Annotated in this window: 15 protein-coding genes; 5 read left to right on the top strand and 10 right to left on the bottom strand. The window is 67.0% G+C overall.

Features of this window, described 5'->3' with window-relative positions; genetic code table 11:
• Positions 1-457: 457 nt before the first annotated feature.
• From DAT37_RS11525 to DAT37_RS11510, 4 genes are read right to left on the bottom strand one after another with little or no spacing between them, the layout of a single operon-like run.
• Entirely contained in the window at positions 458-1,018 is a 561-nt protein-coding gene (locus DAT37_RS11525; protein WP_109524737.1) for a nuclear transport factor 2 family protein, read from the bottom strand.
• A 32-nt stretch (positions 1,019-1,050) separates the two neighbouring features.
• A complete protein-coding gene (locus DAT37_RS11520; protein ID WP_109524736.1) occupies positions 1,051-1,911 on the bottom strand; it encodes an SDR family NAD(P)-dependent oxidoreductase in 861 nt (286 codons plus the stop codon).
• A gap of 32 nt (positions 1,912-1,943) precedes the next feature.
• The gene (locus tag DAT37_RS11515; protein WP_109524735.1) at positions 1,944-2,483 is read right to left on the bottom strand and encodes a nuclear transport factor 2 family protein; all 540 of its coding nucleotides are present in this window, start codon (positions 2,481-2,483) and stop codon (positions 1,944-1,946) included.
• On the bottom strand, positions 2,480-3,400 hold the full coding sequence (locus tag DAT37_RS11510) for an SDR family NAD(P)-dependent oxidoreductase (protein ID WP_109524734.1): 921 nt from the start codon (positions 3,398-3,400) through the stop codon (positions 2,480-2,482). Before DAT37_RS11510 ends, DAT37_RS11515 begins: the two co-directional genes overlap by 4 nt.
• 228 nt (positions 3,401-3,628) lie before the next feature.
• Here DAT37_RS11510 and DAT37_RS11505 point away from each other — a divergent pair, with 228 nt between their 5' ends.
• Both DAT37_RS11505 and DAT37_RS11500 read left to right on the top strand, forming a co-directional pair.
• Positions 3,629-4,888: a hypothetical protein gene (locus DAT37_RS11505; RefSeq protein WP_109524733.1), complete on the top strand. Its 1,260-nt coding sequence runs from the start codon at positions 3,629-3,631 to the stop codon at positions 4,886-4,888.
• 352 nt (positions 4,889-5,240) lie between these two features.
• Entirely contained in the window at positions 5,241-6,071 is an 831-nt protein-coding gene (locus DAT37_RS11500; RefSeq protein ID WP_109524732.1) for an acyl-CoA thioesterase domain-containing protein, read from the top strand.
• Between the two features lie 94 nt (positions 6,072-6,165).
• On the opposite strand, the gene DAT37_RS11495 is transcribed toward DAT37_RS11500, so the two are convergent.
• Entirely contained in the window at positions 6,166-7,026 is an 861-nt protein-coding gene (locus DAT37_RS11495) for a TauD/TfdA dioxygenase family protein (RefSeq protein WP_109524731.1), read from the bottom strand.
• 138 nt (positions 7,027-7,164) lie between these two features.
• Between DAT37_RS11495 and DAT37_RS11490 the strand changes: the two genes are divergently transcribed.
• Positions 7,165-7,809: a TetR/AcrR family transcriptional regulator gene (locus DAT37_RS11490; protein ID WP_232839682.1), complete on the top strand. Its 645-nt coding sequence runs from the start codon at positions 7,165-7,167 to the stop codon at positions 7,807-7,809.
• Here the strand turns inward: DAT37_RS11490 and DAT37_RS11485 are convergent.
• From DAT37_RS11485 to DAT37_RS11475, 3 genes are read right to left on the bottom strand one after another with little or no spacing between them, the layout of a single operon-like run.
• On the bottom strand, positions 7,806-8,471 hold the full coding sequence (locus DAT37_RS11485; protein ID WP_109524729.1) for a GntR family transcriptional regulator: 666 nt from the start codon (positions 8,469-8,471) through the stop codon (positions 7,806-7,808). The two genes, DAT37_RS11490 and DAT37_RS11485, sit on opposite strands and share 4 nt — an antisense overlap.
• A complete protein-coding gene (locus DAT37_RS11480; protein ID WP_109524728.1) occupies positions 8,458-9,204 on the bottom strand; it encodes a maleate cis-trans isomerase family protein in 747 nt (248 codons plus the stop codon). The genes DAT37_RS11485 and DAT37_RS11480 overlap by 14 nt, the downstream gene beginning before the upstream one ends.
• A 13-nt stretch (positions 9,205-9,217) precedes the next feature.
• Positions 9,218-9,958, bottom strand: coding sequence for a maleate cis-trans isomerase family protein (locus DAT37_RS11475; RefSeq protein WP_109524727.1), 741 nt, complete (start codon positions 9,956-9,958; stop codon positions 9,218-9,220).
• A gap of 86 nt (positions 9,959-10,044) precedes the next feature.
• Between DAT37_RS11475 and DAT37_RS11470 the strand changes: the two genes are divergently transcribed.
• A complete protein-coding gene (locus tag DAT37_RS11470) occupies positions 10,045-11,010 on the top strand; it encodes a D-2-hydroxyacid dehydrogenase (RefSeq protein WP_109524726.1) in 966 nt (321 codons plus the stop codon).
• A 13-nt stretch (positions 11,011-11,023) separates the two neighbouring features.
• On the top strand, positions 11,024-12,424 hold the full coding sequence (locus DAT37_RS11465; protein ID WP_109524810.1) for an amidase: 1,401 nt from the start codon (positions 11,024-11,026) through the stop codon (positions 12,422-12,424).
• Between the two features lie 79 nt (positions 12,425-12,503).
• Here the strand turns inward: DAT37_RS11465 and DAT37_RS11460 are convergent, their stop codons facing one another.
• On the bottom strand, positions 12,504-12,998 hold the full coding sequence (locus DAT37_RS11460) for a DUF3830 family protein (RefSeq protein WP_109524811.1): 495 nt from the start codon (positions 12,996-12,998) through the stop codon (positions 12,504-12,506).
• 29 nt (positions 12,999-13,027) lie between these two features.
• Complete coding sequence (locus tag DAT37_RS11455; protein ID WP_109524725.1) at positions 13,028-14,269, bottom strand: aspartate aminotransferase family protein; 1,242 nt, start codon at positions 14,267-14,269, stop codon at positions 13,028-13,030.
• Between the last annotated feature and the right edge of the window lie 61 nt (positions 14,270-14,330).

Raw genomic sequence — 14,330 nt, 5'->3', positions numbered from 1 at the left:
AGAAAGCCCCGAGCGCGCCACAAACACCTGGTCTCGTGCTTTGCCGGATTCGCCGTCGGCGACCTCGGTCGTAGGCAACCGCGAGTTCACCGACCGGCTCGCAGCCACTTACGGCGCACGGCGCTCTAGTACGCGATCACAAGCGTGCCCGCGACGAAAAGCGGTGAGATGAGCCGATGGGCACTCCCCTGGGCCATCCCGCCTACAGCAGTCTCATGTTATGACATATATGCAGCTCATTGGTGAATTCTCTCTAGCCAGCACCTCGCCTGCGGTCTGGGCGATATCCAGCTCGTTCATTGACGCCCGGGTGCCCACGGCCCCGTCGCGCGCTGGATTCGACTGCGGGAAGCCTCCACCGGGGCGGCTGTCGCCGAGTTCGCGACGGGGTCGGTGGCCACCTCGAACCCGCTGCTTCGAGGTGGCGAACCGCGCGGCAAGTCGCGGCCGCGAGAGCTCAACCGGGGATATTGGGTTCGCGGTTGTTGGTCAACGGCCGTCGGTAGGACGGGTCGTCGGTGTCGCGCGAGGGGGTGCCGTTGAGGTGTATGTCGGCCACGTCGGCGAAGGGCAGCGGCATGGTCGGCACCATTCCCGACCATTCGATGGCGTTGGTGCGCAACGCGATACGCCACTCGCCTGCGCGCCGTTCGAGGCGGTCGATGTAGCGTCCGCCCGCGATCCAGTTGCTGTCGTCGCGGTTGCGTCCGACGAACAGGTAGTACAGCTCGGTGTGTGCGGTGTCCTCGTCGATGTCGACGGTGAGGTTCAGCAGATTGTGGTGGGTCGCGTACTGGCCGTTCGCGTGCATGGCCGAGGCCCAGTCGTAGAGGTCTGCGGGTCCGCCGACGAAATCGCCTGCGGCGATGGTCGCGTCGGTGTGGAAAGCCGACAGGAACAGTGCGCGATCGAAGCGGTCCATACCTCGGCTGAATCGCGTCAGCGTGTCGAGGATGTCCTGCCGGTCGAGCAGGGTTTCCAGCCGAGCGTTCCGATCGGTATTCAACGAGGTGGTCATGGTGTCCTTCGTAGGTTGGAGGGAAACGAGGATCAGATCGGCGACCAGAGGGGTTCGCCGCGTGTGGCGCGCAGCGAGGGAATCTGTCTGCCGTCGATATCGGTGACGCCGTAGGCATTGCCCAGTTCGGCGGTTATGAAGGTGCCGCCGCTGAGTTTCATCACTTCGGGGTCGATCGCGGCGGCCGCGATCACTCGGCCCGGGTACTCCGGTGAGCAGCCGTTCTCCGGCCGGGTGGATGCCTGCCCGCTCAGGCCGGGAATGTTTGCCAGGTTGCGTTCGGCACGCTCGGTGAAGGTCAGGCCCTGCCAGATCGAAATGGACGCGATGTCATAGGGTTTCAGTTCGACGGCCATATCTCGGGCCATTCGGTCGACGGCGGATTTCGCGGTGCCGAAGATGACGCCGTAGGTGTAGGAAACTCCGGTGTAGCCGGAGATAGCCACGATCAGTCCCGAGCGTTGCGGCGCCATGATCTTCGCGGCGTGCCAGGCTGTGACGAAATTGGATCGCACGCCGACATCGATCATCTCCCAGTTGGACAGTGGCTTCTTCCAGAACGGGTCCGGGTCGGTGAGATCCTCCGGCAACGAGAAGGCGTTGTTGACGAGGATGTCGAGGCGGCCCCGCTCGGATCGGACCCGTTCGAACAGCGCGGCGACCTGAGCGTCGTCGGCGTGATCGACCTGGACCGCGATACCGGTGCCGCCGCGGCGGTCACATTCGGCCGCCGTCTCGCCGACGGTGCCGGGCAGTGGACAGGTTCCCGGTGTCACGGTTCGACCGGTGACATAGACGGTGGCGCCCTGTTGTGCCAGCGCCAGCGCGATACCTTTGCCGATTCCACGGCTGGCTCCGGTCACCACGGCGACCGCGCCGGACAATGAATCCATGAAATTCCTTGCTGACGAGAACTATTCGGGGTTCAGGACGAGGTGATCCGCCCGAAGAAGGCCACACTGTGGTCTCGGGTGGTCGTTCCGGTGAAGTGATCACCGCTGAACGGCGCGCCCATCAGCCCCTGGGACCAGTCGGCGGCCACGCCGAGATCCTGGGTCCAGTCGTAGAGCATCGTGCGCTGGAGGATGCGCCATTCCCCGGTCCGCTGCTCGAACGTGTCCAGGTATCGCCCACCGAGCAGAATGTCGTGGTGTTCGGTGCCGTAGTCGACGCGGTGGTAGGCGAAGACATGGGTCTCGGCGAGCGCGGTGTCGCCGTCGAGTTCGATCAATGTCTGCCCGAGCAGGTGCTGAGTCACCGGAACCGCCGCGGCGCCGGGCACCACCCACGCCAGGTATTCGTCGAACGAGCCGGCGAAGATTCCGAAATCGGTTGTCGCGTCCGGCCAGAACGCGGCCCGCACGAGTGTGGCGTCTCGGCGATCTTCGCCACGGGCCAGCCCGACGAGGCGATTGCGGATCTGGTGCTGTGCGACGATGTCGCGCAGTTCGTCGGGGATGGTCATCCTCGGTGTCCTTCCGTGGCCATGGCGAAACTGCGGCTGATGTGGTCGATGAAACCGGTCGGGACCGGCGGCAGGACCCACGCGTCGGTGGTGTCGCGGATGGTCTCGATCTGTGCGGCGACCTCGGCGCTGGTCCATTGGGGCCGGTAGACACCGGGCGTTTCGGCGACGTAGGCGCGCGCGAGTCGTCCGGCGATCGCGACCAGCATGTCGCCGCTGACGGCGCAGGATTCGTGCGCCAGGTAGGCGACCGCGGGTGCGACGAGTTCCGGGGTCATGTCCGGGTAGGCGGAGGTATCGATGCCGTCGGCCATCCGGGTGAGCGCGGAGGGCACGATGACATTGGATTTCACGCCCGACGCGGCTCCTTCGAGGGCGACGACGTTCGACAGGCCGATCACACCGGCCTTGGCGGCGGCGTAGTTGGCGACCGATTGATTGCCGTACAGGCCCCCGATCGATGACGTCAGCACGACTCGCCCGTATCCGGCGCTGCTCATCACCGGGAACGCGGCGCGTACCGCGTGGAACGCGCCGCGCAGGTGCACGTCCAGGACCGCGTCGAAGTCCTCGTAGCTCAACTCGGTCAACGATCCGTAGCGGACGTTGCCCGCGTTGTGGATCAGTATGTCGAGCCGACCGTAGGTGTCCAGGGCCGCCTCGACGATGGACCGGCCGCCGGCGGGTGTGGCCACCGATTCACGGCAGGCGGTCGCTTCGCCGCCCGCCGCGGTGATCGCGTTCACGACCTCGGTGGCGACGTCGGATTCGATGGAATCACCGCGCATGGTGCCGCCGGGGTCGTTGACGATCACGCGCGCGCCCGCCGCCGCCAGCGATTCGGCGTAGGCGCGGCCCAATCCTCTTCCGGCGCCGGTGATCACGGCGACGCGGCCGTCGAATCTGAGTTCGGTCATGAAGAATTCCTGCCTAGGTGGCTGCGCACGACGTTGTCTCCTCCGATGGCCCACCCGCTCGGCTTAGGCAATTGCCTAAAATGCGGTGAGGAATTCGTAACATCCGACAGAGGGCTCGGTCAAGGGGCGGCACGGGAACCCGGGGTGGTCGGCCGGACCGCGCGATCAGACCACTTCCCCGCGATCTCGAACGACTCGCCCACCGATCCGGTCTGTACTGTCGAGTAGGTGGGGATTTCGCTCTTCGTGCCGTTCAAATACGATCTGGGCGGGCAGATTCGCGACGTGGAGCGGTTGGAAGGGATTCTCACGCGATTGCACGGGCCGTCCACTCCCGATCCGGCCTTGCTGCGCAGTTGGAACCTGTCCTATCTCGCGGGTCACGCGCCGATCATTCGCCACACGCTGCCCGAGGGGCGGGTCAGCCTCGGCGGCGTCGTGTGGCGCTATACGCGCCAACTGCAATTGTTCCCCTGGCTGGGCATCGCGTCGATCAACTATCGACTGTCCTCGGACGAGGCGGTGGCCGAACTGCTGACGGTCTACGACGACATCATCGATTGGAAGAATCGGGACTACATCCCCTATCTGGACAGAATGGGCGCACTCGGCGTGAGCCTGAGCAACCAGGTGGCGATCGATCCCGGGACGGAACTGGATCTGCACGCGGGCATCATCATTCGGTTGCGCGAGGCAGTCGCTCGGTTCGTCGAGCCGCGCCCGTTCCTCTACGCGTTCCACGACTACCGGATCTGCTGGATCGGTGACCGGCAGGACCTCGCGGATTCGACCGCCCGGCGACTGCTCTGGCTGTCGAGCACCGGTGACACCACCGACGACGCCGAGTCCACCTTCTTCCGCGCGGGCACCGTCGAGGTCGCCAGCTCGGGCTGGTCGACGGTGATCCGTGGGCTGACCAGGGCCTCGGATATCGACACCGCGTCCGTGCTCGGGTTGCTGAATCTCATTCACACGCACTGGTATGTCTGCCAGATGTGGATCAATGCCCACGAGGTGACCACCGCGCAACTGCGTGCGGGGTGGCGACATGCCGACGCGCACGTGCTGTCGGCCAGTCAACTCGCGCTGGCGGCCGCGTATCTGGCGGAGACCCGCAACCTCAACGTCATGCTCAAAGATCCCGAGATGCTGCGGGTGGCAGAGGATCTCGAAGCCCACTTCGAAGTCAGCAAGCATCACGACACCGCCCAGGCACGTCTGCGGGCATTGGAAAGCCACACTCGCCAGCTCGGCGACTACCGCAGCGAGGTCGAACTGCGCCGGTTCCAGGGACTGTTCGCGATCTCGGCCGCCGCGAGCGTCGCCGCGCTGGTGCCCGCGCTCGCGCAAATCGGCTTCTCCACCACACATGTCATCACCACGGTCGTGCCCCTGGCCGGAATCTGGGCGCTGTTCGCCGTCGACTACTCCCCGCTCCGTCGGTCCATAGCGCGGGGGTATCGCCGCCTGTCGGGTCGTGAACGCTGAGACGACGCCCCGAGAGGTGCCGCGTTCCGCAGATCAGGGAATGGCCGGTGCGCCACGCGGCGGCGGGAGTGCTCACCACGTTCGGCGTGACGACCGAAGGTGACGTCGACCGCGTATTCCCCCTCGCCTCGGTGGGTCGATGAGTCGTGGATCGTGTGGTCCGGATCCGCGCTGCTCCGCTGAGGCGACGGTGACTGCGCGGAGAAGCCGGGGTCGCCCGTTTGTTCACCGCTCGAATCTGAACTACTGTGCGGACAGTTGTCCGAACTGTTCGTGGTCGGCGAAGGGTCGACTCCGCGCTGTCTCCAGGCCCGGATCGGCACGGCGATCACGTCGGAGGGTGAGGTTGTCCATGAACGAGTCTCCGCACGGTGTGTTCGTCGCAGACGGTGAGAGTTGCGTTCCCACTCCGCTCGCCCGAGGCCCGTGGGGAGACTTCGTCAGCGGTCAATATGTGGGCGGGTTGCTGAGCAGGGCTATCGAACGGTGCGTGAACGACACCGAATTGCATCCGACGCGGGTGACGATCGATCTGTCGGGCCGAGCCCTGCTCGCGCCGGTCACCGTGAAGACCACGGTCCTTCGCCGAGGCAGGCGTATCTGCGTGATCGACGCCGCGATGGTTCAGGAAGGCGCCGAGGTCGCCCACGCGCGCGCGGTCTATCTGCGGCGCGGCGAACAGTCGCCCAATCAGGTCTGGACTTCGCCGATAGAGATGCCGCCGCCACCGGAGATTCCGACGACTCCGCCGTCCGGTTCGGCGAGCCACGGCCTCATCTACAGCGCCGACGACCCCGGCGTGCCGGGCGCGGATCTGAGGTCGTGGGAGAGCGCGAGCCAGAAATTCATCTGGCTCACCTACCTCACTCCCCTGGTCAGCGGCGAGAAGTTGACGCCGCTGACCCGCGCGGTCATGGTGGCCGATTCCGCCAGTGCGGTCGCGAATTACGGTGCGAGCGGGCTGCATTTCATCAACGCCGACTACACGGTGACGCTGTCTCGGCTGCCTGAAGGCCCTTCGGTGGGCATGGCGGGGCTCACGCACAACAGCGAAGCGGGGATCGCCACGGCTTCGGTCGCCCTGTTCGACCGGCGCGGCCCGATCGGCACCGCGGTGACGGTCGGCATCGCCAACGGCGGCTTTCGTCCGACCGGCGCACGCGGTGCCGCCACGTCGACCTGATCCGGGTCGCCCCGCCGCCGGGACTGTCGCGCCCGTGCCGATCCCGCGGTTGCGGATCGGCGACACCGTGCTCACCGGCGGTGAAGCCGTCCGATCACTCGAACGGTTCTTCGCCTTCGAGTTTGGTGCGGTGCAGCAGGCGGCCGGAGTCCGGGTTGTAGGGCGTGGCCCGGTGCATGGTTCCGGTGTTGTCCCAGATCACCAGGTCGCCGACAGACCAGCTGTGGCGGTAGACGAACTGCGGTTGGGTGGCCCAATCGCGCAGGCGCACCAGCAGGTCCACGCTCTCGCGGAATTCCGTGTCGATGACGTGGCGGGCGGTGCATCCGAGGACCAGCGATTTGCGTCCGGACTGATGCGTCCACACCAGCGGCAGTTCGCGGTCGCCGATGGCCATCATCCGGCGCAGGGTCCGGTAGTCGGGTTCGGGGTCGTAGTAGAACAGGGTGTTCCAGGCCGAGTGCATGACCCGCAACTGCTCGACACGTTCCTTGTCCTCGTCGGACAGGTCGTCGTAGGCGGCGTAGGTGTTGCAGAACTCGGTGTCGCCGCCGCCGTCGGCGGGCAGGACCTTCGACGAGAGCAGCGAGGCCCGGATCGGGACCTCGTTCATGGTGCCGTCGATATGCCAGTACAGCGAACCCTTGAGGTAGTCGGCCTGTTTGTTGACCGCGGTGTCGAGGGTGACGTTGTAGACCTCCTCGCCGCTGCGTTCGGGGGCGAACGTGCCCAACGTCTTGGTGAACGCGATGTGCTCGCTGTCGGTGAATCCGATCTGCGGGAAGACCAGTACCCCTCGTTGTTCGAGGAGGTCGCGCAGTTCGGCGGCGTGGACGCCGCTCAGCAGCGCTGTCTTGTCGGCGTGGATCGCGGTGGCGATGCGTGGGGTCAGGTCCACCGTCATCAACGTGTCGGTCGTGTCCGAAACGGATTGTGGCGCTGGGGATTGGGGCATGAAGATCTCCTTCGCGGGGCGTCGCGACGATGCGACCGCGATCAGCGTCGGTGTCGCCGCACCGATAACTATACATATGTGTCTAGTTATTTCGACATCTCGGCACTGTCGGCTTCCGCGACGTCGTAGAGTCGTGAGGTGGTGCGAAACCGTCCGGTGGGAGTGGAGCGACGAGGCGGCCGTCCGACGCACGCCGAAGCCGCGGCGCTTCATCAGCGACTGCGCGACGCGGCGGTCCGGACATTTCTCGAGAACGGCTACGACGCGACCACCATGGTGGCGATCGCGGAGGCCGCCGGTACCGCGAAGGCCACCCTCTACGCCCGCTATCCCGATAAACGGGCGGTCTTTCTCGATGTCATCCCCTGGGCGTTGAGCCGGGCCGTGCCGCCCGATCCGGCCCCCACCGATGACGACGACCTGCGCGGCACGCTGATAGCGATCGGTCGCGGAGCGCTCGATCACGCGCTCGATCCCGACATCGTGCAACTGCACAAGATCGCCAGGACCGAAGCGCACCGATTTCCCGAATTCGCGCTCGCCGCCGACTCGTTCGGCTGGTCACGCCGTCAACAGCAGGTGATGGAGGTGCTGCGCCACCATGTCGAGGCGGGGGTCCTCGATCTCGACGACATCGAGTTGGCGGCGGAGCACTTCATCGCGGTGGTGGAGATCCTGCCCGCGCGACTGGCCGATTTCGGTGTCTATCGCAGCCCCGTGGAACGACAGCGTCACCTGGTGCACGCGGTCGATCTGTTCCTGCGGGGCGCGCAGGCGCGTTAGACCGCGGTGCGGCCCGCCAGCCGTTGCACGGCGTCCTCCATGTGTTCGACCAGTAGCGCGCGCGCCCGCTGCGGTGGTCCGGCGCTGACCGCAGCGCGCAGGTCGACGTGTTCGCGGGCCTGATCGCGCAGATCGGGGTAGGTGGTCTGGAGGGCGCCCAGACACATCCGAGTCTCGATCAGCAGGGTTCGCGCGGCGCGGACCAGGCGCGGACTGCCCGCGCATTCCACGAGCGCCTCGTGGAATGCCTGGTCGGCGTCGGAGACTCCGACGGGATCGCCGCGTTCGGCGGCGGCGCACATCAGCTCGACGCTGGGTCCCAGTGCCGCCTCGGCGCGGTCGCGGTAGCTGGTCAGGATCAGTTCCAGGGCGCCGCCTTCGATGGCGGTTCTGGCTCGGTAGATGTCGATCACGTCGTCGATGGTGAGTTCGATGACGAAGATGCCCCGATTGCGGATGCTGTAGAGCAGACCTTCGGAGACCAACCGCTGCATCGCTTCGCGGATCGGTCCTCGTGACACCTCGAATCGTGCGGCCAGGTCGGCCTCGCCGAGTTGGGAGCCGGGCGCGAGGCTGCCGCGCATGATGGCCTCGCGCAGTCGGTCGGCGATCATCTCCGCGGTGGAGCGTTTGTTGACCGGTTCGAAATCAACGATCGACATGGGGTCTCCCTTCGGCGAAGAGGGTGCCCAGTGCCGGGCAGGTCGGGGTGAGACCGGCCAGCCGCAGTCCCGCCCAGAGGGTGACCTGATTCGCGGTGAGTACCGTTTTGCCCAGGGCCGTTTCGAGTTCGGGCAGTATCGCGAGGGTGTGCATGGCGGTGTCGGGGACCAGTATCGCCTGGGCGTCGGGATGATCGTTGGACTCGGCCAGTTTCCTGACCTCGGCGGCGGTCATCGTGCCGACTTCGGCGGCGGTGTCGATCCCGGCGCTGGACAGGGAGACGACCTCCACGCCGGCGTCGGCGAGGAATTCGACGAACAGTTCGGCGACCTCGTCGGGGTAGCTCGCGGCCACCGCGACGGTGCGCACGCCGAGGTGACGGGTGGCGTCGGCGAAGGCGAGGCTGGTGCTGGTCGCGGGTACTCCCGCGGCTCGGGCCAGTGCCTGGACCTGGTCGCGGGCGCCGCGCGGGCCGTAGACGAAACTGCCCGAGGTGCACGCCCACACGACGGCGGCGGGGCGGTGCGGGGCGAGCAGGTCGGCGCCGCGGCGCAGTTTGGCGGGGCTGCCGAGGTCGAGCAGTTCGGGGATCGCGTGCAGATCCGTGCCGTAGATGTGCGCGACCGGCAATTCCACGTCGAGCCCCGCCGCGCCCAACTCCGTTGCCGCCAAAGGGTAGTCGTCCTCGGCGGCGTGGTCGGGGTAGATGAAGCCGATGGTGGGTGCGCGCATAGGTCGGTTCCGTTCAGAAGACGTTGTGTAGCCACTTTCCCGGACCCATCATCGGAAGTTTCATCCGGCCCAGACAAGCCCACATGGTGAGCTGGTTGGCGGTGAGTACGGGTTTGCCGAGTGCTTGTTCGAGCGGCTCGATGACATCGTAGGTAGGCAGGTTGGTACAGCTGACGAACACGGCCTGGGACCGGGGATCGTCGGCGCCGATGATTCGTTCGGCGATGGTGCGGTAGTTGACCTTCCAGATGCCGCCGCCCAACCCGAGGTGGTCGGAGCGGATGACGCGACAGTGGGCCTGGCCGAGGAAGTCGTGCAGTTTGCGGGTGAGGACCTCGTCGTAGGGGGTGATCACCGAGATCCTGCTGATGTCGAGATGACCGATCGCCTCGATGAGCGCGCCGGAGGTGGTGACCGCGTCGCGGGCGCCCGCCGCGCAGATGGTGTCGCGTAGCGACCGCTCGTGCTCGAGGCCGTTGATGAAACTGCCCGAGGTGCACAGGTAGGCGATGACCTCCGGTTCCACGTGCATGATGTCGCGGGTAGCGGCGGTCAGGTGCAGCGGGTTGGAGACCAGTTCGGCCATCGCGAGCGACACCGGCACCGGTTCGTAGGGTGTGCGCGCCAGGTGCAGACTCACTTCCAGGGGCGCCCACCGCCAGAGTTCGCGTTCGAGTGCGAGGTCGAACGGAGCGATGATCCCGATGCCGCGTTGGGCTACGGGTCCCTCTATCTCTGGGAAGCTGAGTTCCACTACGGCCCCTCTCGCGCTCAGCCGGGCAGACCTCCGAACACGATCGGATTGTTGACAATCATACGATGGGTTTTTAGTGTGTCAATGTGGAACAGGGTCCGATCATCACCGTCCTGCACGGCGACAGCCTGCCCGACGACGATCTCATGGCCCCCGTCCGTGAGCGTGCCGTCGTCCGCTACACCGACGCATCGGGCCTGAGTAAGGCACTGCGCGGCGCCGAGGTCCTGTTCGTCTACGACTTCCTCACCCGCGCGCTGCCCGGAGCGTGGCACGCGGCCGATGCGCTGCGTTGGATCCACATGGGTTCGACCGGGGTGGATCCGGTGATGTTCCCCGAGGTGCGCGCCGGCGATGTCGTCGTCACCAATACGCGCGGGCTGTTCGACTCCGCCATCGCCGAATACGTACTGGGGCAGATTCTTTGCTTCGCCAAGGATCTGCCCGGCTCGCTGCGACTGCAACAGCGCGGCGTGTGGCGCCATCGCGAGTCAGAACGGATCTCGGGCGCGACCGTGCTGGTCGTGGGCACCGGGCCGATCGGGCGGGCGATCGCGCGCTTGTTGCGCGCGGCGGGTATGACGGTGCGGGCGGTGGGCCGTCGCGCCCGCGCCGAGGACCCGGATTTCGGGACCGTCGGCGTCGATCTCCACGCCGAACTTCCCGGTGCGGATTACGTCGTCGCCATCGCGCCGCTGACCCCGCAGACCCGGAACATGTTCGACGCGAGAGCGTTCGCCGCGATGAAACCACACGCGAGGTTTGTCAACGTGGGCCGTGGGGAACTCGTTGTCACCGACGATCTCCTCGCCGCGCTGCGCGACGGATCGATCGCCGGTGCGGCCCTGGACGTGGTGGATCCCGAGCCGCTGCCGGCTCGGCACCCGCTGTGGCAGCTGCCCAATGTGATGATCACCCCGCACAATTCGGGTGACTTCATGGGTTGGCGCGGCGGAATCGTCACCGCGTTCGTCGAGAACTTCGAGAACTGGATCGCCGACCGGCCGTTGGACAACGTCGTCGACAAGGAGCTGGGGTATGTGCCCGGCTGAAGGAGCCCACGCCATGAGCAACCCCCGGAACACTCCGCCTACCGATCCGGTCGCCATGACAGCCGTCGAGTTGGTCTCGGCCTACGCCGCCGGTGTCCTGTCCCCCGTCGAGGCGACCGAGGCCGTGCTGGAAACGATCACCGCGCGTGACGAGGCCGTGAACGCCTTCTGCCTGGTCGACCCCGATCGCGCCCTGGTGCAGGCCAAGGAATCCGAGGCGCGCTGGCAGTCCGGTCACGTGCGTGGCCTGCTCGACGGCGTGCCGATCTCGATCAAGGACATCTTCCTCACCGAGGGCTGGCCGACCAGGCGCGGATCGACCTCGATCGACCCGGGTGGACCCTGGACCGAGGACAGTCCGGTCGCGGCGCGGCTGCGCGCGGACGGGATGGTCTTCCTCGGCAAGACCACGACCCCCGAAATCGCGTGGAAGGCGGTCACCGACAGTCCGTTGACCGGCATCACCCGCAACCCGGCCGATCCCACGACCACCGCGGGCGGCTCCTCGGGCGGGAGCGCGGCGGCGGTGGCGGCGGGAATGGGACCGGTGTCGGTGGGCACCGACGGCGGCGGCAGCATCCGTATTCCGGCGTCGTTCTGCGGGATCGTCGGATTCAAACCGACCCACGGCCGGATCCCGTTGTATCCGGCCAGTCCGTTCGGACCACTGGCGCACGCGGGCCCGATGACCCGAACGGTCGAGGACGCCGCGCTGCTGATGGATATCCTGTCGCTGCCCGATCCGCGCGACCCGACCGCGCTCGCGCCGATGATCACCACCTTCCGTGGGCAGATGACGCGTGACGTGCGCGGCCTGACCGTCGCCTATTCCCCGACACTGGGCTATGCCGAGGTCGATCCCGAGGTCGCCGGACTCGTCGACGCGGCCGTGCGGTGTCTGGCCGAGGCCGAATTACGGGTCATCGACGCCGATCCCGGCTTCGAGGACCCACGCGAGGCGTTCGAGGCGCTGTGGGCGGCCGGGGCCGCGACCATGTTGGCGAAACTGCCCGAGGGTGCCCGTGAGCGGGTGGATCCGGCACTGCGGACCGTGTGGGAGCGCGGTGACGGTGTCGGCGCGGTCGAGTATCTCGAGGCGCGCGATGTCGCGGCGCGGGTCGGCATCAGGATGGGTGAGTTCCATACCGCCTACGACGTGCTGATCACGCCGACGATGCCGATCACAGCGTTCGAGGCGGGCCACGATGTGCCTCCGGGCAGCGGTATGCACAGTTGGGCGCAGTGGACGCCGTTCACCTACCCGTTCAACATGACCCAGCAGCCCGCGATCAGTATTCCGGTGGGCACCACCGCGGCGGGTCTGCCGGTGGGGTTGCAGATCGTGGGTCCGCGTCATTCCGACGATCTGGTGCTCGCCCTGGCCCGCTACGCCGAACTCGTGATCGCCGCCTGACGTGATCTTCGCCTGACCCTGGCCGAGCGCGAAATGCCCCCTGCGACAACCGATATCGCAGGGGGATTTCGTTGCCCTGTCAGGCGCGGGCGAACGCCAGGGTCTCGCCGTGCACGCCGTGCAGCCACAGGTCGTTACAGGCGGCCGCGATATCGGCGAGGCCGTCCTCGATGGTCGCGAAGACATTGCCGGGCACCCAGCCCATGTCACCGTTGATCAGCAGGTTGTTGCGGCCGTAGAAGATCGCGAGATCGGTCGCGCCGAGTTCGTGATGGGCCGCCGAACCGGGGTCGTAACCGTAGGCGGGATTGCCGATCTCCCACGGTTCGAAATCGAACAGGCAGACATCGCCCGGGATCGGGGTGACGGTCGGATTCTCGCGGTGCGGGGCCGCGCCGATCCTGGGGACCAGCGTGTACACCTCGTTGCGGGCGTATTTGGCGTGGAAGGCGTCGCCCTCGTGGGGCAGTGAGTTCCACACCGCCTCGCAGGTGCCGGGCGCGTCCTCGTCGAGCAGGCGCGCGCGGCAGCTCACTGCGGATTTGGTCAGGGTGATGGTGATGTAGCGGGCCATGGATCCTGCTTTCGGGTCGGTGCTCGCGGTCACAGCTCGGCGAGGACTTCGGACCAGATGGCGAGCGCGTCGTCGATCTGGTCGTCGGTCACGATGAGCGGCGGGATCATGCGCACGACGTTGCTGTGCGCGCCGCAGGTGAGCAGCAGCAGTCCTTTGTCCACCGCGCGCCGTTGCGCCGCGGCGGCGGTCTCGGGATCGGGTTCGCCGGTGAGCGTGGTGAATTCGGCTCCGGCGAGCAAACCGAGGCCGCGCACGTCACCGATCGCCTTGCTGGCAGTGCCGCGCAGGCCACCGAGCAGTCGGGCGCCGCGGGCGGCGGCGTTGTCGACCAGATGTTCGGACTCGATGACTTCGAGCGTGGCGATCGCGGCCGCGCAGGCCACGGCGTTGCCGCCGTAGGTCCCGCCCTGCGAACCCGGCCACGCCCGCGCCATGAGTTCGCGCGAGGCCGCGATTCCCGAGAGCGGGAATCCGCTGGCCAGGCCTTTGGCGATGGTGATCACGTCGGGGCGCGCGCCGAAGTGCTGGTGGCCGAAGAACTTTCCGGTGCGCCCGAAACCGGTCTGGATCTCGTCGAAGATCAGCAGGATGCCGTGCCGGTCGGCGCGTTCGCGCAGGCCCTGGAAGAACGTGGCGTTGCCGGGGATGTAGCCGCCCTCGCCCAGCATCGGTTCCACCACGAACGCGGCTGTTTCCGCCGGTGAGGTGAGGGTGGCCAGCAGGTAGTCCAGTTCGCGCAGTGCGAAGTCGGTGGCCTCGGCTTCGCTCCAGCCGTAGCGGAAGGCCGTGGGGAACGGGGCCACGTGCACACCCGACATGAGCGGGCTGAATCCGGCCGAGAAGCGGGTGCCCGAGGTGGTCATGGTCGCCGCGGCGACGGTGCGGCCGTGGAATCCGCCGTGGAAGACCACGATATTCGGGCGTCCGGTGGCCTGGCGGGCCAGGCGCAGTGCCGCTTCCACCGCCTCGCTACCGGAATTGGCGTAGAAGACCGAGTCCAGGCCTTCGGGCAGCACGGTGCCGAGCCGTTCGGTGAGTTCGAGCAGCGGTCGATGCATGACCGTGGTGTATTGGCCGTGGATCAGTTTCGCCACCTGCGCCTGGGCCGCGGCGACCACGTGGGGGTGGCAGTGGCCGGTGCTGGTGACGCCGATGCCCGCGGTGAAGTCCAGGTAGCGCGTGCCGTCGGTGCTGTAGAGGTAGCAGCCCGCGCCGTGGTCGACGACCACGGGGGTGGCTTGTTTGAGTACTGGCGACAGTTCGGTCATGGTGATCGCCCTCCCGGAGTGGGGGTGGTCCGTGAACGTCGACGGGCCGGTGTCGGTTATC

The organism is Nocardia aurea (assembly GCF_003123685.1).
GTDB lineage: Bacteria > Actinomycetota > Actinomycetes > Mycobacteriales > Mycobacteriaceae > Nocardia > Nocardia aurea.
The sequence above is the reverse complement of the archived record's forward strand: the minus strand, read 5'-3'. Positions and strand labels throughout refer to the sequence as shown.